The sequence below is a fragment of the Nakamurella sp. GG22 genome, from assembly GCF_052976845.2.
Genome location: NZ_JBRIIO020000003.1, coordinates 227,193 through 246,252 on the forward strand (window position 1 = coordinate 227,193; position 19,060 = coordinate 246,252).

Here is a 19,060-nt window from a genome sequence, read left to right on the forward strand (position 1 = left end):
AGTCATCTCATTTCATCCGGACGCGCCGACGGCCCCGACGACGAGAACTGCACCACCCGGTGATCGTCCACATCGACTCCGGGCCACCGCAACCCCCGCCGCCAGTGAGGTCGACGCACCGCAACCCTTTTGCGCCGACGCTCCCTCAGCGACCGACAAGCCCAATCCAGGCGCATCGCTCTCGCAGGTCCTCGTCACTTCCCTTGCAGACACGCGCCCACCCCCAAGGGAGTGCCAAGTGAGTGCCCGACATCATAAGGAGCCCACCATGCACCACTCCGCAAGGCTGATCGACGACCTCACCACCCTCAGTGATGCTCTTGATGATCCGGGCAGCGACCTGCCTGCGGTATGCGGCGTTGTCGCCGAGGACCTCGCCGCGGCGATACCGGCCTTCCTCGGCCTGACCGTCATGGTCCACATCGGCGACAACCCGCTGCTCATCAACAGCATCAGCCCACGCGACCGCGCCCGGGTCCGCACATCGCTGCAGCTGTCCTTGCTGCCACTGGGCGCCGCCACCACGACCGGCACCGTCGCGTTCTACGGCGGCACCCCCGGGGTCTTCCTCGCCCTCGCCGACGACGTCCGGTGGATCTTCAACCTCGACGGACGCCCCATCCTCGACGGACGTCCTTTCCTTGACGGGCACCGGTCAATCAGCGGTGGCGGAGCCCAATGGGCGGGATGACCTCGCCGACCGGCCCGGATCGTGACCCGCCCGGGTCCGCGTTGAACGTCGGGTCCGGCACGAACTCACCACTACCCTTGCCGGTGTCGCACGCCGCCTGTGTCGCACCCGAGGCAACTGCCATGGACGAAACCACCGGCGCCACCCGGACGACCGGCACCGGAAGGGCGACCACCAGCAGCACCCGCCGAAAACTCAAGCGTCGCCACACCGACCACGGACGGAGTCCCGCCTGCGTCATCGGTTGTTCGGAGTCGTCGGTCCGTTGCGGGCCGCCGTTTTGGGGGTACCGGGTGCGCATAGGCGACTAAGGCAGCACCCGGTGAACAGCGAGGTCGCAGGTGAGCATCCTCGAACGGTTCAAGGACGCGGTGGCCGCCACCGCGGTGCACGAGGACACCAGCCCGGCGCAGTTGCCGATCCGGCTCAGCAAGGCGTGCACGCGGGTCCTCCCGGTGGCCGGGGCCGGGCTGAGCCTGTTCAGCGACCCGACGATGCCGATCCCCATTGGCGCCAGTGATGACACCGCTCTGATCGCCGAACAATTGCAGTTCACCACCGCGGAGGGACCGTGCTTCACCGCGCACCGCACCGGGCAGTCGGTGATCGCGGCCGACCTGGTGATCGCCCAGCGGTGGCCGATTTTCCACGATGGACTGATCACCCGGACCCCGATCCGGGGCATCGTGTCCATCCCACTACCCGACGCTCTGACCGGGTTCGGGGTGCTCGACCTGTACGTGCACCACCCTGACGACCTCGCCCGGATCAACCTGGACCACCTGCAACCGATCACCGGGTACATCGCCGCGGCCCTGTCCGCCGGGCCGTTGTTCCCCCAGTTCCGCGACGGCCCGCCCTGGGGAGGGCCCCTGTGGTCGCAGGTCCCCGCGGCCGGTGCCCGCGGGAACGTGATGATCGCGATGGGCATGCTCAGCGTCACCCTGGGCCTCGGGTTGGCCGACGCCCTGGCCGCGTTACGGGCGCACGCATTCACCGCCGGCCGCACCGTCGACGCCACCGCCTTCGACATCATCGACCGCACCCTGCCCACCACCGCGCTGGCCATCGACGCCAACACCTGACCTCCACCCACGGCGTCGCATCGGCGTTCCCGACCACACGAACGCGACTGGATTCTCCGTTGCACTCCATGCGGATGGCGGTCGTGACGACGGACGCGGCGGGATCAATGAATGTGGGGCCGAGTAGTGCTCACCAACGGTCTTGCCGGTCGGGGATCAGTGGACCTGCGCCGGTTGGTTCCTCGGCACTCAGAAGTCAGGTTGTTGGGCGATTCGCTCTGCTTCCCGGGCCCGCCCGGTCTCATCCCCAACAGGATCGCCGTGATCCTGCAAGGCTTGAGCCTCCAGGTCCTCGGCAGCTTCCGACCGATACGACACCGTCGGTGTTCCCGCCCGGTCCGCGGCACCCACACCGGAACCATCAGGTCCTGGATCGCCCACGTCCGTTTCCCTTCGTCACCGGTCGAGACCGTTCCCGTGCCGGTGATCATCCTCGCCAGCGGGTGATCCTGCTGCTCAGACACCCCCGCGCTCGCCCACCGCGCTCAGGTCCCCACCGGTCCGGTTCCGCCGAGATGACCCGGCCCGGCCACCGGTCACCACACCATTGCCCGCGTGCGAAGCGCTCACCGCCACCAGACTGGTCGGGCAAGACCGCCGGCCGGTCCTGCGGACCCGGTCGGGGAACCAGCAGCTCAACGCCCTCCCTGCACCGGATGCCAACGCCATCGCCCTTGCGCTAATCCACCAGGACGGCAGCCCGGGCAGGGCCTCCTCGAAGAAGATCAGACGGCCTCAATCACCCACTTGGGCGGCCAATAGAGCAGGCCAGCAGCACAGTGATGTCGACGGAGTACTCGTTGCGGTGCAGGTGGGGATGGATCGTGGCTGTTGCATCAGGTCGCTCACTGCGGGTTGCGATCAACCGGGGCCTTCGGTGGAGGATGGCCCGTATGACCTTCCCGAGCGCGCCGGACGCGGGCGGACCCAGTCGCGCTGACTTGCTCGCCGAGCTGGTGATGTTGCGGGGCAAACTGGCTTCGCTGCCCGCGATCGAGCAGGCCAAGGGCGCGTTGATGGTCACCTACGGGCTCACGGCCGACGCCGCGTTCGATCTGCTGCGGTTCCATTCACAGAACCGGAACGTCCGGATCCGGGCCATCGCCGCCCAGCTGACCAACCTGTTATCCGGCGGCCCGACCAGCACCAAGGGCATCACCCGGTTCGACCAGCTCCTGGATGAGGTCACCCGCAGCCTGCAAGCGGCCCCGCCCCGAACAGCCGCCGGCGACGACGACCCGGTCGTTGCCCGTGACCCCGCCGGCCCGGTGATCCCGCCCGCCGAGATGCCGCAGGTGACCCTGCGCGCGGTGGCCACCGCCCCACCAGGGATCACCATCGCCGCCAACGTCCCGCATTTGCCGCTGGTGTACGCGAACAACGCGTTCACCGAACTCACCGGATACCCCAGCGGTGACGTCCTGGGCCGGAACTGCCGGTTCCTGCAGGGCGCGGCCACCGACCTGCGGGACACCGCCACCCTGCGCCGCGCCCTGCGCGCCGGGCGGGACGTCAGTGTGGTGCTGGCCAATTACCGCAGCGACGGGTCCCCGTTCTGGAACGAGGTGTCCATCTCACCGATCCGCGACCGGACCAACCAGATCACCCACTTCGTCGGCACCCAAACCGACGTCACCGCACAAAGAGAACACGCCCCCACCATGTGAGCTACGTCGGTCGCCGTTCGGCGCCGGTATCCACTCGCTACCAGAACCGGTCGACGTTTCGAACCACACGCAACGCCGCCCATGCAGGGGGGCGGCCCCACCGGCTGTCATCTCAACCGGTCGGACCTAAGCGCTCGGCCCATCCCCGGGGCCGCGAACCGAACACCTACCCCAGCCAGTACCCGCCCACGGAGGGTGTGTCATTCCATCTGTGTAAGTGGCCGTGGCCCGATTCTGAACCGCAGGAACGGTTCGGGAGGGACACGGAATGTCAGACACTGAAGTCATGCCTGGACGCCCTGGGCCCGACGGCGGTCGGCGACCGCTGGTGGATCCCGCGCTGGCCGACGAGTTGCTGGCCAAGGCCGACGCCCAAGGGGTGGAGCTGCTCGGCCCGGACGGGTTGCTCAACCAGGTCACCAAGGCCGTGCTGGAACGCGCCCTTGGTGAGGAACTGACCGCGCACTTGGGGTACGAGAAGCACGACCCGGCGGGCCGTGGCTCGGGGAACAGCCGCAACGGCTCGACCCCGAAAACGCTGCTCACCGACGTCGGGGCGGTGGATCTGGACGTGCCGCGGGACCGGGCCGGCAGCTTCGACCCGAAGATCGTCCGGAAGGGGCAGACCCGCCTCGACGGGTTCAACGACCGGATCATCGCGTTGTATGCCCGGGGCTTGACCACCCGCGACATCCAGGCGCACCTGCGAGAAATGTATGACGTCGACGTCTCACCGGACCTGATCAGCCGGGTCACCGACGGCGTGCTCGAGGAGCTGCAGCAATGGCAGGCCCGCCCGCTCGACGCGGGCCGGTGTATCCGGTGGTGTTCATCGACGCGCTGATGGTGAAGATCCGGGACGGGTGGTCGCGAACCGACCGGTGTACCTAGCCGTCGGCATCGACTGCGACGGGGACAAGCACGTGCTGGGCCTGTGGATCGGCCCGTCCACCGGTGAGTCGGCGAAGTTCTGGCTTTCGGTGCTGTCGGAACTGAAATCCCGCGGTGTGCAGGACGTCTGCATCGTGTGCTGTGACGGGCTGACCGGGTTACCCGACGCGATCGGGGTGATCTGGCCCAAGGCCACCATGCAACTGTGCGTTGTTCATTTAATCCGGGCGTCGCTGCGGTACGCGTCGAAGAAGGACTGGACCCCGCTAACCCAGTCACTGCGACCGATCTACACCGCCGTCGACCAAGCCGCCGCCGAGGCCGAACTGGAGGTGTTCGCCGACAGGTGGAACACCCGGTACCCGGCGATCGTGCGGCTCTGGCGGACCCACTGGGCCGAGTTCGTGCCCTTCCTGTCGTTCCCCGCCGAGGTCCGAAGGGTCATCTATACAACAAATCTCATCGAGTCGATGAACGCCCGGCTGCGGAAGGTGACCCGCAACAGGGGCCAGTTCCCCACCGAACAGTCCGTGCTGAAAGTGCTGTACCTGGCGGTCCGGAACCTCGAGGACTACCGTCGCCCCGCCGTCGGAATCAGAAGCTCCGGGTGGAAACAAGCGCTCCAAGCCTTCACCATCTACTTCGAAGGCCGGCTACCGGCATAAATGATCAACGCCACGGGCGCTTACACAAAGGCCCTGACACTCCCTTTCACGGTCCCGCGCCGACCGGTGGCTGGTCGAGCAGCTGCTGCAGGACGGCTGGGTCCTGCAGTTCCATCCAGGCGATGACGTCGGAGTAGGTCGCGCAGTAGGTGTCTGGTTTACCGCAGTATTCGGTCATGAACCGCATTGCGGGTTCGTTGAAGGAGTTGCCGTTCCAGTTGTTGAAGTGGTTCGCGATGAGCAGCGGTGCCCGGTTCCCGTTGTAGGTCTGCTCGTACAGGTGGGTGTAGGTGTCGTAGACGATGCGCCGTAGTTCCGGTGCCGTCTCGGGTTGCTCCTTGCCCTGGTTGAATTTGAACCACATGTTGTAGTCCATCAGCAGCACCGATCCGTCGAACGCCGGTGAGTATACGAAAGGCATGTAGAACTCCCAGATGTCGTCGACCCTCTGCGGCCAGAAGATGCCTTTCGAGGGGGCGTTGATCGACGAGTCGTAGGTCAACTCGTGCTGCTTCCAGGCCGGGACCAGTTCCTCCCACACCCCTTCCAGGCACTGGGTGCGGCCACCCTTGACGCTGTCCGCGGGCACGGTCAGTTCGGGCAGGTCGGCGCCGGGGTTGTTGGCGCGGTAGTCGGTGAAGAACCCGAAGAACTGGTCCAGCTCGTTGGACCAGTCGGCCGAGGACCAGGAGTTGCCGGAGGGTTCGGCGCCGGAGCAGAAGTGCCCGTTGTAGTGGGTGCCGATCTCGTGGCCGGCGGCGTAGGCCTGGTTCAGGTCGCCGATCAGGGTCGCCACCTCGTCGGTGGTGCCGCCGAAGCCGACCGAGGACTTGCCCGGGGCATGACCAGGCCCGGTGTACCGGGTTTTGTTCTCATCGGCCAGCAGGTACAGCCCGGTGAGGAACCCGTTGAACCGTGAATCGGTGGGTGCCGCGGCGTCCAGGAACTCCTGCCATTTGGTGTGCGAACCGGCGCCGTCGAAGGAAAAGATAATGAACTGCGGCGCGGTGTCACCGGGTTGAAGTTTCGTCATCGGCACCTTCGACGCCGGCCGCTTCCCCGCAGGCCCGGCGGTGCTGGTGACCGTGGCTGGGGCGGAACCGCCCAGGCTGGCCCCGGCGGACGGCGACGTCTCCGGTGCCGGCGCCGCGGTGCTGGAGCCGCCCGTGCCGCCGGCGGGCGTCAAGGTCTGCGGGTCCGCCGCGGCGGTGGTGGTTTGGGTGATCGTGACCGGTGACTGGCTGGCGGTGCCGCCCGGCCGGGCGCCCCGGTAGATCAACACCCCGGTCACCACCACCAACACCACGACCACACCGATGAGCAGGTATCTCGCGCGCATGCGCTCCTCTTCCGTTGGAACCTCATGTGGGTGAGCTGTGTCGGCAATACCCCCTGGTGGAGGCGAACACCATGACCTGTGGTCGTGGCATTTGCGGCGGGTACTGCGGTGCGGTTATCCGGCCGGAACCGGGGCGGCGGGAAACGGGTAGGGGTTGGCCCGGCAGACATTCCCGTTGGCGGGGATGAGGTCCGGGTTCAGCAGGTCAATGTTCGTGATACCCCAGGACTGTTGCATCATCACCGGCGCGGGTCACCGGTCCGCGGGCAGGGTTTCTGACCGTGGCCCAGCGCGTGCCCGACCTCGTGGTTGATCGCGTACACCCAATAGGTCTCCCAGGTCGCCGGCGTACGCGGTGACGCCGCGGATCCTCACCGGGCATCGTTGATCATGACCCGTTGATCGGCCCACCGGTTGTAGCACGACGCCGCTGCGGGCGGTCGATCACTCTGGTGGTGATCAGGGATTTGTTGTTGTCGAGTCGTTCCCGCGGCTGTTCCTGAGTTGCCGGCCTTGGTCGATGTCCTGGGCGTCTTTGGCGGCGTTTTTGTCGATGACCCGGGTGTCGCGGGGTGGTAGTTGCAGTTCGTCTTCGGCGGGGATACCGGCCTGCAGTTGCCGGCCGCGTTCGGTTTCTGCGTTCAGTTCTGCGCCGAACAGCAACGCCAGGTTGGTGATCCACAGCCAGAGCAGGAAGATGATGACCCCGGCGAGGGACCCGTAGGTTTTGTTGTAGTTGGAGAATTGGGACACGTAGAGGCCGAACAGGGCGGACGCGAGGACCCAGGTGATGATCGCGACGACCGCGCCGAGGCTGATCCATTTAAATTTGGGTTGTTGCACGTTCGGGGTGGCGTAGTACAGGATCGCGATCGCGACGGCAGCCAGCCCGAGCAGCACCGGCCATTTGACGATTCCCCAGATGGTGACGGCGGTGTCGCCCAGACCGATGGCGTCGCCGATGGCGCGGGCGACGGGCCCGGACACCACGAGCCCGATCGCGACGAGGCCGGCGAGGATGACGGCGGCCAGGGTGATGACGATCATCAGGGGGCGGAGTTTCCAGAACGGGCGGCCCTCCTCGATTTCGTAGATCCGGTTCATCGCCCGACCGAAGGCGCCGACGTACCCGGACGCGGACCACAGGGCGCCGACGATGCCGATGACCAGCGCGATCCCGGCGGAGGAGGTCGCGGTGAGTTGTTCCAGGGGTCCTTTGATGGTGTCGGCGACGGACCCGGCGCCCATGTCGGACAGCACGGCGATCAGTTCACCGGTTTTCCCGGCCTGCCCGAACAGTCCGAGCAGGGACACCATCGCCAGCAGCGCCGGGAACAACGCCAACACCGCGTAGTAGGTCAGGGCGGCGGCCAGGTCGGTGCACTGGTCGTCGTTGAATTCCCGGAAAGTCTTGCGGGCGATGAACTTCCACGAGGGATTGGTCAGTTTGGTCGGGGACTCCGGCTTCCCGGGCGTGTCAGGCGCGGGGTCCCGATTCTTTGCATCGCTGCCCGGTGGCCGGCCGTTGTGGGTGGGTGGATGTGACATGGGTGTTCCCTCCTGTGGGCTGGCGGCGGTGGGGGAAAGGCATTTGACCGATCGGGCACTTGATCGGAGAGTTGCGTGGTTGCCTGGGGTTCAAGCCCCGGGTGGGCCCCGGCCGGTGGTCCGGTCGGGGCCCGGTGGGTCAGCGGTCCCGGCGGGTGCTGGTGGGGTCGTCGAACTCGATCTGCTCTTTACGGATCTCGCCGGTCACGGTTTCCTGCTCGGTGACGGTCTGGGTGCCGAGCCGGACCCGTTCCACCGGGACGGCCTCGGTCGCCACGACCGGGCGCTCGGCATGCAGGACGACCTCGTGTTCTTCCTCGGTGATGTCGGCGCCGGACAGGGCGTCGCCGCGGTTGGTGTCGGTGATCGGTTCGCGCTCTACCCGGATTTCTTCGCGGGACACCGGGACCTGCACGGTTTGCTGTTCGGTGACAATGTATTTCCGTAGCCGGGCCCGGCCGGTCTGGACTTGTTCGGTGCCCACCCGCAGCTGCTCCTCGGATCGGGTCATCGCGTCGTCGGTGTTAGGGCCGGAGGTGTCGTACCCTTCTCCGCGCTGGTACCCGGTATCACCGGTGGTGGTGGTCCGGTCGTAGCTGCCTGCTGCGCCGCTGCCGGTGCCGAGGTACTGCTGGTAGTGCGCGTACAGGGACTGCTGCTCGTCGGCGTCGAGGTGGCTGGCATCGGCCACGTCGGGGGAGTTCTTGACGACGTCCTTGTCGAACGGCAGGACCAGGTCCTCACCGTTGAAGCTGGACCCGGCCAAGGGCGCGAAGTTTTCCTTCATCCCGAACAGGCCGGTGTTCACGGTGATCCAGTCCGGTTCCCCGGTCTCGTCGTTGAGGTACACCTGCCCCACCGAGCCGATCTTGTTGCCCTGCGGGTCGACCGCGTTCCGGCCGATGTACCGGTCAGGGTTCACTGCGTTGGTCATTGCTGCTCCTTCATTGTGGTGTCTGCCCGCCCCGGAATGGGACAAACAGCTGTGGGTGGTTACTGGGCGGCTTGCTGGACGGTGTCCGTGGAGTCCTGCGCCGTGGTCTTGACGTCGTCGGCCGCGGTGCTGGCCTCGTCGGTGACGGTCGCGGCCGCATCGGTCGCGGTGGACTTCACCTCTTCCACCGCTTGCTGGGCCGGTTCCTTCAGGTTCCCGGCGATGCCCTTGGCGGTGTCGGTGAGGTCGTCGACCACGGGTTGTGCGGTGTCTCTCGCCTTTTCCGCGGCCTGCTGCTCGACCCGGCTCGCTGGGAACAGGGAGGACACCAGCAGGCCGGCGCCGAACGCGATCAACCGGCCGCGATCGGTGAGCCCTGCGCTTTGAGGGCCACCGCGCCCGGTGCGTCGGTGATGGCGTCACCGACGGTGTCGGCGGCGGAAACGGCACTGTCTGAGACATCGTCGGCGGTGCCAGGACGGCGTCCTTCACCGAGGTCGCGGCCCCCCGGACGCGGCTGACCTGCCGTTTGGCCATGCTGCCCGGGTTGACCTTGTCACCGAGCGCGTTGACGTTGCCGCTCAACTCGCCGCGGGTGCGTGCGATTTCCCGGCGGATCTGCTCTGGATCATTGCTCATCAGTCATCCTTCGTTCTCGGCAGAAAGCGGAGTCGTTACGCGCGACGCCATTTGCAAGGCGGGCTATTCGTTGCCTGTGAGGGCGTCCGGGATCTTCTTCACCGTGTCCGCGGTGGCGGGGATGCCGCGCACGGATTTGAGGGAGTTCCGGCCGGTGATGGCCAGGACGGCGGCGATGACGCCCCACAGGACCGCGACGATCACGGCGGACCAGCCGCGTCCGGTGGCGGCACCGATGGCCCACCACAGGGCGATCGAGAGGAACAGCAGCACGAAGTACCCGGCGATCGCGGCGCCGCCGAGCATCCCGGCGCCCTTCCCGAGACGGGAGGCCGATTGCTGCGCTTCGGCCTTCGCCAGTGCCAGCTCCTGGCGCATCAGGGTGGACAGGTCACCGGTGACTTGGGAGATCAGCTCGCCCAGGGACCGGTCACCGGCCACCTGCTCGGCCGGGGGCCCAGTCCCCGCCGGGGTGCTCACGACGCCGTCCGCGGATCGGCCAGGGTACTGTCAAATTGCGCCGGCAGTGCCTTGGGCGTGCTGGGGGAACGGGGGCTGGGCGGGCCGGCGGGGGTGCCGGCGGGGGCGGTCAGGCCGCGGGTCAACCGGCCGGCAAGGACACCCGCGCCGAGCGCGAGCGCGAGGTAGGTGCCGGGTTTGCGCCGGGCAAAGGACCGCACCTCGTCCAGCATGCTGCCCGGGTCCCGGTCGGCCAGCCACCCGGCCGCGGTGCGGACCCGCTCAGCGGCCTGCCGGGCCAGGTCGGTCGCGACCCCGCCCTGTTCGGAGTTCTCGGCCATGCCGGTGAGTTCGTCGGCGAGGGCGTGTAGGCCTTGCAGGACCCGCTGCTGGGTGTTCGCGGCCTGCCCGGACAGTTCCGACTGTGCTTGGGACAGCAACTGTTGGGCCTGGTGCTTGACCTCTTCGGTGACGTGACCCGCCTGTTCCTTCACGGTGTCGGCGACCTGCGCACCGGCCTGTTTCGCGGTGGCGGCGACCGCGGCGGTCTGCTGCTGCGCGACCTCGGTGGTAGTGGTGGTGGGACTGTCAGCGTGCTTCGCTGCCGGCGACGGGGTGATCGGCGCGGGTGGTGGGGCGATGTCCGCACCCATGATCCGCTGCACGGTCTCGGTGACTTCCTGCCGGTACCGGGACGTGTCCGGGTTCCCGGACGGTGGTGGGGGTGATCGGAATCCGTCGGTCATGTCGTGCCTTTCTTAGGGGAGGTCGGGCGGGTACCACGGTTGGCAGGGGTCGCGCCGCCACGGGCGGTCCTTGTTGGTGCGGCGGTCCTTGGTGGCGGGGTGGTTCCGCGTTGGTTGTTGCGCCGGCGGGTGGGGTGGTGCTCGAGCAGATCGATCCGGTCGAGCAGGGTCTCCAGCGCTTCCTCGAACTCGTCGGCCGAGTGGTCTTGGGACAGTTCGCCTTGCAGGCTCTGCAGCCGCGGGTAGAGCGACAGATCGGTGGCGGGTTTGTCGCCCGGGTCGGCCTGTTCGATCGGCCCGATATCGGCTCCTTGACCGGACACCTCCAGCAGCAGGTGGCCGAGCAGGAAGCTGGAGAACGCCCGGTAGGCCCCGACGCAGCCCGAGTCGGAGAACCCGCAATCGCGCAGGGTGCCCAGGAACGATTCCATACACCGCAGGCTCCGCAGCGGCGGCCGAACCCAGGGAGCCGCCGGGGGCCGGGTCGCGACCAGCGGGAACACCTGCGGATGGGCCAAGGCGATGCGCCGCACACCGTGCGCCAATCGTTGCAGGTAGTCCTGCCACACATCGGCCGACAGGTGCACGTCCGGGTCACCGTAAAGGTCGTCGATGACCAGTTCGACGATCCCGTCGAGCAGATCCTCCCGGCCGTGGATGTAGTGATACAGCGACATGGCTTCCACCCCGAGTCGAGCGCCGAGGGTACGCATCGTCAGATGCCGCAGATCGTGCTCGTCGATCAGGGTGATAGCGGCCAACAAGATGGTGCGCCGGTCCAGCGGTCCCCGGATGTAACCAGGTCCCACCGCCGGTACGGCCGCCGACGCGGCCACCCCGAGACCTTCCGGGCTGTCCGGGTCGGGAGGTTGTCCGGCCATCGCGCACATTGACTGACCGCCCGCTACAGCAGTTTTCCCAGTGCACCGCCGAGGCCGCCCACGCCGCCGCCGCCGGTGAATGTCGCGATCAAATCGGCCCGGTTGATTCCGAATTTGTCGAGCAACCCGGCGTGCTGATCGGTATCCACCTGATCGGGTAACTCCGGCCGGGCCCGGTCCGCGTCGGCATCCCGGCCGTTGCTGCGCAACATGTTCACGATGGTGTCCTTAACGATGTTCATCCCTGCTCCCATCGAGGAAGCTTCTCGTGCATCGCGGAATGGCTCGTTCCGTCAGGTGGTCCGGTCGTCCAGTGGCTCGAGCCCGCCTTGTCGACCGTGCGGTGGAACCGCATCCCGGCCAACCCGCCCAACACGGCACCGATCAGGGCGGCGAGGATCGCGGCGCCGATCGCGATCGCGCCGACCACCGTCACCTGGCCCTCGTTGATCGGCAGCCGGGGCAGACTCAGCTGCGCGAACACGTCGTACTGGGTCCCAGCAAGCGCGGCGATCCCGGCGATGATCAGGGCCATCACCACCCCCCACAACCAGACCGCGAGTCCCTGCTTGACGCCGTTGAACCGGGCCATCCGCCCGGCGACGTAACCACCGCAGTAGTACGCGAGCAGCAGCACGACCAGCAGGGTGATCGCACCGACAAGCCCGACGGTTTGCGCTGTGCCGGTATTGCTCTGCGATTCCTGAGTGGCTTGGTCGATGGTGGTGTCCGTGGCCACCCCGAACGCGACCCCGGCAGCGGCCAGCAACGCGATCAGCAGGACCGCCATCCCGGTCGCGGTCAGCCAGCCGAAGAACGCCGACCCGACCTTGACCCCACCAAACCGTTCCCTCTGCCGGGCAACAATTGTCGCCCCATCCGCAACAGCCGGTGTTGAGTGCTGCTCGGTCACCTCCGGACTATGCGGCGGGTTGTCATCACTGGCGATGTGATTCCCGCTGCTGCGAGCGGGTTCGGGGTGTCCGACCGGCAACGGGCTGCCGTTGCGATTGGTGTCGCGGCCCGGCAACGGGCTGCTGTCGACATCGGTTCTTTGGGAGCGGTCGTCGTTGGTCGGCTCGATGGGTGTGCTCATCTCCGAAGTCCCTTGCTGCTCATCCGAACTCTAGGTGTCGGTGTACGTGTCAGGGGTCTGGTGCGGAAGGGTTGCCGGTGCGCTGGCCGAGCCGGATCTCTGGACCCGGGACCGGTTGTCGCCATCGTCTCGGTGCACGTCACTGGTCGCGGCCCGGTCGTCACGGCCGGTGGGCGTTCCTGTGTCGTCGCTTTCGGAGTTTTCCTGATCGCTGCTTGTCGTGACGCGTGTGCGACGTCTGACCCCGTCGCCGATCGTCAAGGACTGTGCGCTGTCAGCGGCAGTTGTTCGACGGTTGCGCGCGAGCAAGCGTCGTCGAGCTCGACCTGTTCCTTCCCGACGGCTCGGCTCCGCGTCTGGGTGTTGATGTAATCCTCTCCGGCCCTGCCGATTTCCCCGGCACCAGCGTCGACGACAACGCTGTCGTCCAGTGCTCGGAGGGACGGTGCCGACGGTGGTGTGCCGCTCATCCGCCTCACTCACGGACCGGGGGCTAAACATCACGCGCGAATCCATCCAGTGATTGACCCGCCACCGCATACGCCCCTAGCACCGTAGTGTTCTTACCTTGTAAGGGAAGCATGTTCATATCGCGTTTACAAGGTAAGTCGGGAAAAAACCTGGTTCGCAAGGCGGCTGGTGAGCGTCAGCTGCAAGCCTGAATTCGCCTGCGGCACAACAAATCCCAGTGTCGGTGGTAGTGACTTGCCGACAACCCGGGGCGAACTGCGTGCCGGTAGGTCTGGTACCCAGGGGTCTGAGTGATGAAACACAGTCATCAACGCTTATCGCCGCCAGGTTGGGCAGGCCAAGGGCGCGTCGATGGTCACCGCCGGACTCACCGCTCGCGCCGCATTCGATCTGCGGCGGTTGCGCTCATGAACCGGAGCGTGATGATCCGGGCAATTACCGCAGGCTGACCAACCCGTTGTTCAGAAGCCGGATCAGCACGGTCGGCATGGCCGGTTCGACCAGCCCCGGACGAGATGGCTCCGCTGCCTGCAACCAGCCCGGCGCCGAACGGCCCCAACGACGCACAGCGGGGATCGCCATCGTCCGGCCGACGACCCGGATCAGCCCGGCTTGCGGTGGGCCAGGCGCTCAGCGCCGGGCCGCTGACCGTCCGGGGTTCTTGGAACCTCATGTCTGCAGGACTGCAGCCACCGGACGAACGCGCGCGGCAACACGTTCGGTGCTTCATTGCCAACCCGCGTTCACGGAGCCCTGGGCTCCTAGAGCCGCGACCCTACGCGGATCGAGCAGGCTTCGAGGTGTCCTCTGAGTCGGTCCCGCGAGGTTTCCTCGACCAGGACAGGCACAGAATTCGGATTGGGATGATCCACATACAGCCGGTAACTATCCAGCACCACCCTGTTCACGACCACAGGATCAACCGACGGGAACAGCGGCGATAACCGTTGCACGACATGATGTGTCGCCGCGTTGCCGGTTCCTGGGTCCATCAGATGAGGGTATCGGGCCGAGCTCCTGCACTGTCAATGACGCGAACGGGTCCGAACTACGCCGTACCCACGGACGCAGCGACAGCACCAACAACCATCACCGGTATCGCGTGCCAGCAGCAGCGAGCCACGGGTGGACGCACCGTCATCGCCGCGGCGCCGGCCAGCCCGGGGCAACCCGAATGGTTGTGCACAATAGGTGGACAACCGGTGGACAGATTCACCGCAAGCTTGCGAATCGGAGGGTCCCGGACAAGGACGGCAGCCGATCGGGCAACGCCGGCTCCCCCCAATGGCTTATGCCTGCTTCTTCTGCGATGAGCGCTCCTCGACGCAGAGCCATCCCGCGACAATGCGCGCCCAGTCCCTTTATGACCTCATCCCGGACACCGGCGCCCGCACGGTGTTCCTTCGCATGAGCGGCTCATTGATGGGTCTGCAGTGAGGACGGGCGTGGCAGGTCGCCGCGACTCACGGCATCAAGCAGGACGACGTGGGCATCCACGCGCGGCAAATCGGGGCTTGTCGATCTCCGCGATCGACCGGCACGTCGCTAGGAACCGACGAACGGTCCGGCTCTACCTCGAAGCCGACCGTCAGCGGGGAGCTCGACCTGCCTAGCGATCAGGGCCGCCCTTGACGGGCGGATACTGGGGTCCGTGGCCAGAGCAGAGGTCGATCGGGAAGGTGGACGTCAACGGGCGGCATACCGGCAGTCACAGGCGAAAGGTGAGCCGCTGCACGGTCGGATGCTCGGTTACGGGCCAGGCGGCGCGATCATCGAGGATGAGGCGGAGTTGGTGCGAAACCTGTTCGCCCAGTTCGTCGCCGGGCGCGGCGTCAACGGCCTCGTTAACGAACTCAACGCCGCAGCCGTCCCGACCAGCGGGGGCACAAAATGGAGCAGGGACGGCTTGACCTGGCTGTTGCGAGATCCGCGTTACGTCGGGCAGCGGGCGCGGTTGGTGGGCCCGAGCAAGGGCTCGCGGACAGAGTTGGAAGTGATCACCGAAGGCAGGTGGACCGCGATCATTGATCCGGAAACCTTCGCCGCCGCTCAGGCCCGGTTCACCAAAAGCCTGTCCTCATCGAAACGTCTTGGCTCGCACAAGGTGCACCTGGGATCCGGCCTCTTGCTGTGCGGGGTCTGCGGGGGTCGGGTGGTTTCCTACTACAAGCACTACACAAAAGTGGATGGGACCCGGGTCACCACGCGGCGGTACAAGTGCGCCGCCTCTGGGCATCTTGTCCGGCAGGCCGAGCCGATCGACCAACTGATCATCGGCGAGGTTGTCGCCTACCTGAGAAGCAACGATCTCGCCGCGATGATCGCCGACGACCGGGATGCCGCCGAGTCGCGCCGCCTGCATGACAAGCTGGCCGGCGATCCCGAGCGGGAAATCGAGGCTGAAATGGCGGAGATCCTTGTCAGGAGGACCGAGGCCGGGCAACGGTCGGCACTGGCGTTGGTGGCCGCCGCGGCAGACCCCGGCCTGGCGTGGCTGACGTTGCGCGACACCGATCTCACCGCCGCCCAGGCCGTTGTCGCCACCATCGCGACCATCACAATGTTGCCCGGAAAGCGGGGCCGCGCAGGGTTCGACCCGGCTACGGTGCAGATCGAATGGGTGAAGCACGAACGCTGACCGCCTGTCGTCCTTCACACACGGACGGCCTGACGTACGAGTTCTTTTCCGGTCGTATCTCCCGTTGGTAGGACTGTGTACAGCTGTGACGTACGGGAATTGCGACTGTTGGTCACTGCGACCGACTACGACGAGGCACTGGCATTCTTCCGGGACGCCCTGGGCTGCCCACCCAGGGCACCTACGAGGCCAACGGCGGACGGGTCACGATTGTGGAGGTCGGGCGAGCGACCCTGGAGATCAACGATCCTGCCTACGCCGCGTACATCGACGAGGTGGAGGTCGGGCACCGCGTCGCCGGCCCCATCAGGATCGCCTTCCAGGTGTCCGACGCAACGGCAGCCACCAGCGAATTGCAGCATGCAGGAGCAACTGTCATCGCCTCACCCACACGCACTCCGTGGGATTCATTGAACTCCCGGCTCAGCGGACCGGCCGGATTACAGCTCACGCTGTTCGAAGAACTGGGCTGATGGTCCCGGAGGCGAATCAGGAAGCGGCACGTCGGTCCCGCCGTTCCGGGATCGTTGCGAAGCGGCCCTGATGAAAGACCAACGGCTCACCGCTGCCGCTGAGGTCGAGATCCAGTACCCTGCCGTAGATCACGGCATGGTCCCCCACCACCACGCGTTCCTCGACGGCACATTCGAGCCACCCGAGCGCACCGTCGAGCAGCGGCGTACCGGTTCTCCGGCCGGGCGACCAGGCGACGGCGTCGAGTTGCCGGCGGCCGGCGGGCCGGGCGGGATTGGCGAACCATGCGGCGACCGCCTCCTGTTCCGCCGACAGGATGCTGACTGCGAAGGACGGTGCAGTACTGATCAAGTCGTCGGTGGCGCAGCCCAGCCGCAGGCAGACCAGCACCAGCAGCGGGTCCAGTGACACCGCGGTGAAGGCGTTGGCCGTCATTCCCCTGATCTGTCCGTCGCTCGCAACGGTCACGACCGTCACTCCCGTCGCGAACTGGCCGACCACGTCGCGGAACCGTCGAGCCGTCGGCACGCCGTGCCCGGGCCCGGGTTGGGCCTGATGGATCCTCTGACTGTTCATCGCAACTCCTTCGGACCGTCCAACGGGGTCGATCAACCGCTCTGTGCGGGCAACGCGGAGCCGATCCGGGACGACGGCTCCAGGGCGTGCTGCCGGCGGACATGCGGCGCAGGAGACCCATCGCCCGCTTCCAGGTGGGGCAGTCGGCGGTCAAGCCAGGCCGGCAGCCACCAGTTCAGGTCGCCCAGTAATCGCATCGCGGCCGGTACCGCCACCACCCGGACCACGGTCGCATCGATCAGGACCGCCGCGGCCAGGCCGAATCCCATGGCCTTGAAGGCCAGTAGTCGGCTGGCGGTGAAGGCGGCGAACACCACCACCATGATCAGCGCCGCCGATGTCACGGTGGGGCCAGTCCGCTCCAGCCCGCGGGCGACCGCCAACTCGTTGGATCCGGTCCGATCCCACCCTTCCCGCATGCGGGTCATCAGGAAGACCTCATAGTCCATCGAGAGGCCGAACAGCACGGAGAACAGGAACAGCGGCACGAAGGCCTGGATGAACCCCTCGGATTCGAACCGGAGAACATCCTCACCCCACCCCCACTGGAACAGGGCTACCACCACCCCGTAGGCGGCGGCGACCGACAGCAGGTTCATCACAATGGCTTTCAGCGGCAGGATGATCGACCGCAGCGCGACGACCAGCAGCAGGAACGACAGCAAGAGCACCCCGCCGATCACCCAGGGCAGACGCTCGGAGATCTTGTCGGTGAGGTCTAGGTCGCTGCCCCCCTGGCCGCCGACCACCGCATCGATGCCGGTGGCCGGAATGATGTCCTCGCGAATGCGGATGACCATCGCCTGCCCAGCAGTCGACTGCGGAGTGTCCCTGCCCACGACCACGATCCGGACGAGTGATCCGTCCCGGCTGACCAGCCCGGAGGCCGGCAGGCCACCGGCGAATGATGCGCCGGTGACGCCCGCGACACCGGGGTCGGCCGCAAGCGCGCGCTCCAGGTCCTGCAGGCGGGCGATGTTCACGGGATCCCCGGCACCACCCGGCGTTCGCACCACGACCTCCACCGGTCCGACCACACCCGGGCCGAAGGCGGCAGTGAGTCGCTCCAGGGCGACCCGCGGCGCCGCGCCCTCGGGCAGCGTGGATGCGCTCGGCTGGCCGAGTGAGATCCCGGCCAACGGAGCACCGAGTAGGACCAGGATCGCCAGCGCCGAGAACAGGAAGCGGACCGGGCGGCGCATCACCCGCATCGCCCACAGGTGCCAGCCGCTCACCCGGTGCCGGGCCGGCCGCCGTCGGCGCAGGGCGAAGCTCTCGATCCGGGGGCCGAGCATGCCGAGGACGGCCGGCAGCAGGGTCAGGCTGGCCGCGACCGCCAGAGCGACAACCGTCATCGATCCGACGGCCATCGAACGGAAGCCTTGGATGTCGACGAGGAACATCCCGGCCAGCGCCACGATCACCGTCAGACCGGAGACCGCGACGCTTCGGCCGGACGTCGACACCGCGGTGATCACCGCATCCCTGCGTCCGACGCCCGCGGTCAGTTCCTCTCGATACCGGGTGACGATGAACAGTGCGTAGTCGATGCCGACACCGATCCCGATGATCGACGCGGTGCTGGTGACGTAGATGGACAACGTGGTGACCATCGTCAGCAGGTAGAGCAGTCCGAGCGTGATCACCAGACTGACGACCCCGAGCAGGACGGGTAGGCCGGCCGCGACAGCGCTGCCGAAGACCAGCAGCAGCACGATCATGGTGATCGGCAGGCTGATCAGTTCCGCCGTCCCGAGATCGGCCCGCGAGATCTCGTTCACCTTCGAGTACAGGGCCGCCTTGCCGCCGGTGGAGATCTCGAAGCCGGGCGGCGCGCCGCTCAGGGAGGCGGCCTCCACGTCGGCGGCCGTCCGCACCTGTTCGTTCTGGTCACCGGTCAGGGAGACCGCCAGATAGGTCGTCCTGCCGTCAGGTGACAGCATCCCCGCGCCACCCTCGTCGAGGTAGGAGCGCACGCCGGCCACTCCGTCGACGGCCGCCACCCGATCCCGCACGCCGGTCACCGCCGCCACCAGATCTGCGCTGTCGGCGGCCGTGTCGGCGTGCAGGACCACCACGGTCGGGTCCGCGGAAACACCAGGGAACTGGGTTTCCAGCAGTTGCTGGACCTGCAGAGAATCCGATCCCGGCACATCAAACCCCCCCGTGCCGAGCCTGTCGGGGAGCCCGAGACCGAGAATGCCCAGACCGACCAGCAACACGCCCCAGACCGCGACGATCATCCGGGGATGATCGACGG

General features: G+C 67.0%; 18 protein-coding genes and 4 pseudogenes. 6 read left to right on the forward strand and 16 right to left on the reverse strand.

All coding sequences use genetic code 11. The features are described 5' to 3' along the window. The first annotated feature begins 268 nt into the window (after positions 1 to 268). From ACVBEQ_RS05285 to ACVBEQ_RS05300, 4 genes and pseudogenes are all read left to right on the forward strand, one after another. Positions 269 to 691, forward strand: a complete 423-nt coding sequence (locus ACVBEQ_RS05285; RefSeq protein WP_447152373.1) for a hypothetical protein — start codon at positions 269 to 271, stop codon at positions 689 to 691. 341 nt (positions 692 to 1,032) lie between these two features. Further along, a complete protein-coding gene (locus ACVBEQ_RS05290) occupies positions 1,033 to 1,776 on the forward strand; it encodes a GAF domain-containing protein (protein WP_447152374.1) in 744 nt (247 codons plus the stop codon). Between the two features lie 893 nt (positions 1,777 to 2,669). Next, positions 2,670 to 3,443 (forward strand): ANTAR domain-containing protein, encoded by a 774-nt coding sequence (locus tag ACVBEQ_RS05295; protein ID WP_447152375.1) that lies wholly within the window; start codon positions 2,670 to 2,672, stop codon positions 3,441 to 3,443. A gap of 286 nt (positions 3,444 to 3,729) precedes the next feature. Next, a pseudogene (locus ACVBEQ_RS05300) lies at positions 3,730 to 4,999 on the forward strand (IS256 family transposase). A gap of 46 nt (positions 5,000 to 5,045) precedes the next feature. Here the strand turns inward: ACVBEQ_RS05300 and ACVBEQ_RS05305 are convergent. The 14 genes and pseudogenes from ACVBEQ_RS05305 to ACVBEQ_RS05370 form a co-directional block, all read right to left on the reverse strand. Continuing rightward, positions 5,046 to 6,338 (reverse strand): polysaccharide deacetylase family protein, encoded by a 1,293-nt coding sequence (locus ACVBEQ_RS05305; protein WP_447152376.1) that lies wholly within the window; start codon positions 6,336 to 6,338, stop codon positions 5,046 to 5,048. 114 nt (positions 6,339 to 6,452) lie between these two features. Beyond that, complete coding sequence (locus ACVBEQ_RS05310; RefSeq protein WP_447152492.1) at positions 6,453 to 6,578, reverse strand: hypothetical protein; 126 nt, start codon at positions 6,576 to 6,578, stop codon at positions 6,453 to 6,455. Beyond that, a pseudogene (locus tag ACVBEQ_RS05315) lies at positions 6,564 to 6,673 on the reverse strand (DUF3152 domain-containing protein); the annotation flags it as partial. The gene ACVBEQ_RS05310 and the pseudogene ACVBEQ_RS05315, both read right to left, overlap by 15 nt. A 124-nt stretch (positions 6,674 to 6,797) precedes the next feature. Continuing rightward, positions 6,798 to 7,886 carry a YihY/virulence factor BrkB family protein gene (locus tag ACVBEQ_RS05320; protein WP_447152377.1) on the reverse strand — a complete coding sequence of 363 codons (1,089 nt, stop codon included), beginning with the start codon at positions 7,884 to 7,886 and terminating at the stop codon, positions 6,798 to 6,800. A 139-nt stretch (positions 7,887 to 8,025) separates the two neighbouring features. Beyond that, positions 8,026 to 8,820, reverse strand: coding sequence for a DUF2382 domain-containing protein (locus ACVBEQ_RS05325; protein ID WP_447152493.1), 795 nt, complete (start codon positions 8,818 to 8,820; stop codon positions 8,026 to 8,028). Positions 8,821 to 8,879: 59 nt separating this feature from the next. Further along, positions 8,880 to 9,176 (reverse strand): hypothetical protein, encoded by a 297-nt coding sequence (locus ACVBEQ_RS05330; protein ID WP_447152503.1) that lies wholly within the window; start codon positions 9,174 to 9,176, stop codon positions 8,880 to 8,882. 202 nt (positions 9,177 to 9,378) lie between these two features. Next, positions 9,379 to 9,459: pseudogene (locus ACVBEQ_RS05335) on the reverse strand (DUF3618 domain-containing protein); the annotation flags it as partial. Between the two features lie 63 nt (positions 9,460 to 9,522). Further along, a complete protein-coding gene (locus ACVBEQ_RS05340; RefSeq protein WP_447152378.1) occupies positions 9,523 to 9,939 on the reverse strand; it encodes a phage holin family protein in 417 nt (138 codons plus the stop codon). After that, entirely contained in the window at positions 9,936 to 10,664 is a 729-nt protein-coding gene (locus ACVBEQ_RS05345; RefSeq protein ID WP_447152379.1) for a hypothetical protein, read from the reverse strand. The genes ACVBEQ_RS05340 and ACVBEQ_RS05345 overlap by 4 nt, the downstream gene beginning before the upstream one ends. Further along, the gene (locus ACVBEQ_RS05350) at positions 10,661 to 11,545 is read right to left on the reverse strand and encodes a TetR/AcrR family transcriptional regulator (protein WP_447152380.1); all 885 of its coding nucleotides are present in this window, start codon (positions 11,543 to 11,545) and stop codon (positions 10,661 to 10,663) included. Before ACVBEQ_RS05350 ends, ACVBEQ_RS05345 begins: the two co-directional genes overlap by 4 nt. A 23-nt stretch (positions 11,546 to 11,568) precedes the next feature. Then, complete coding sequence (locus tag ACVBEQ_RS05355) at positions 11,569 to 11,787, reverse strand: hypothetical protein (RefSeq protein WP_447152381.1); 219 nt, start codon at positions 11,785 to 11,787, stop codon at positions 11,569 to 11,571. After that, on the reverse strand, positions 11,784 to 12,641 hold the full coding sequence (locus ACVBEQ_RS05360) for a hypothetical protein (protein ID WP_447152382.1): 858 nt from the start codon (positions 12,639 to 12,641) through the stop codon (positions 11,784 to 11,786). Before ACVBEQ_RS05360 ends, ACVBEQ_RS05355 begins: the two co-directional genes overlap by 4 nt. A 257-nt stretch (positions 12,642 to 12,898) precedes the next feature. Continuing rightward, entirely contained in the window at positions 12,899 to 13,111 is a 213-nt protein-coding gene (locus ACVBEQ_RS05365) for a hypothetical protein (protein ID WP_447152383.1), read from the reverse strand. A gap of 762 nt (positions 13,112 to 13,873) precedes the next feature. Continuing rightward, on the reverse strand, positions 13,874 to 14,104 hold the full coding sequence (locus ACVBEQ_RS05370) for a three-helix bundle dimerization domain-containing protein (protein ID WP_447152384.1): 231 nt from the start codon (positions 14,102 to 14,104) through the stop codon (positions 13,874 to 13,876). A 659-nt stretch (positions 14,105 to 14,763) separates the two neighbouring features. Here ACVBEQ_RS05370 and ACVBEQ_RS05375 point away from each other — a divergent pair. Both ACVBEQ_RS05375 and ACVBEQ_RS05380 read left to right on the forward strand, forming a co-directional pair. After that, positions 14,764 to 15,750: a recombinase family protein gene (locus tag ACVBEQ_RS05375; protein WP_447152385.1), complete on the forward strand. Its 987-nt coding sequence runs from the start codon at positions 14,764 to 14,766 to the stop codon at positions 15,748 to 15,750. Between the two features lie 75 nt (positions 15,751 to 15,825). Beyond that, a pseudogene (locus ACVBEQ_RS05380) lies at positions 15,826 to 16,223 on the forward strand (VOC family protein). Between the two features lie 16 nt (positions 16,224 to 16,239). On the opposite strand, the gene ACVBEQ_RS05385 reads toward ACVBEQ_RS05380, so the two are convergent. Both ACVBEQ_RS05385 and ACVBEQ_RS05390 read right to left on the reverse strand, forming a co-directional pair. Next, positions 16,240 to 16,800, reverse strand: coding sequence for a flavin reductase family protein (locus ACVBEQ_RS05385; RefSeq protein ID WP_447152386.1), 561 nt, complete (start codon positions 16,798 to 16,800; stop codon positions 16,240 to 16,242). Between the two features lie 32 nt (positions 16,801 to 16,832). After that, positions 16,833 to 19,043, reverse strand: a complete 2,211-nt coding sequence (locus ACVBEQ_RS05390) for an MMPL family transporter (protein WP_447152387.1) — start codon at positions 19,041 to 19,043, stop codon at positions 16,833 to 16,835. Positions 19,044 to 19,060: the final 17 nt, after the last annotated feature.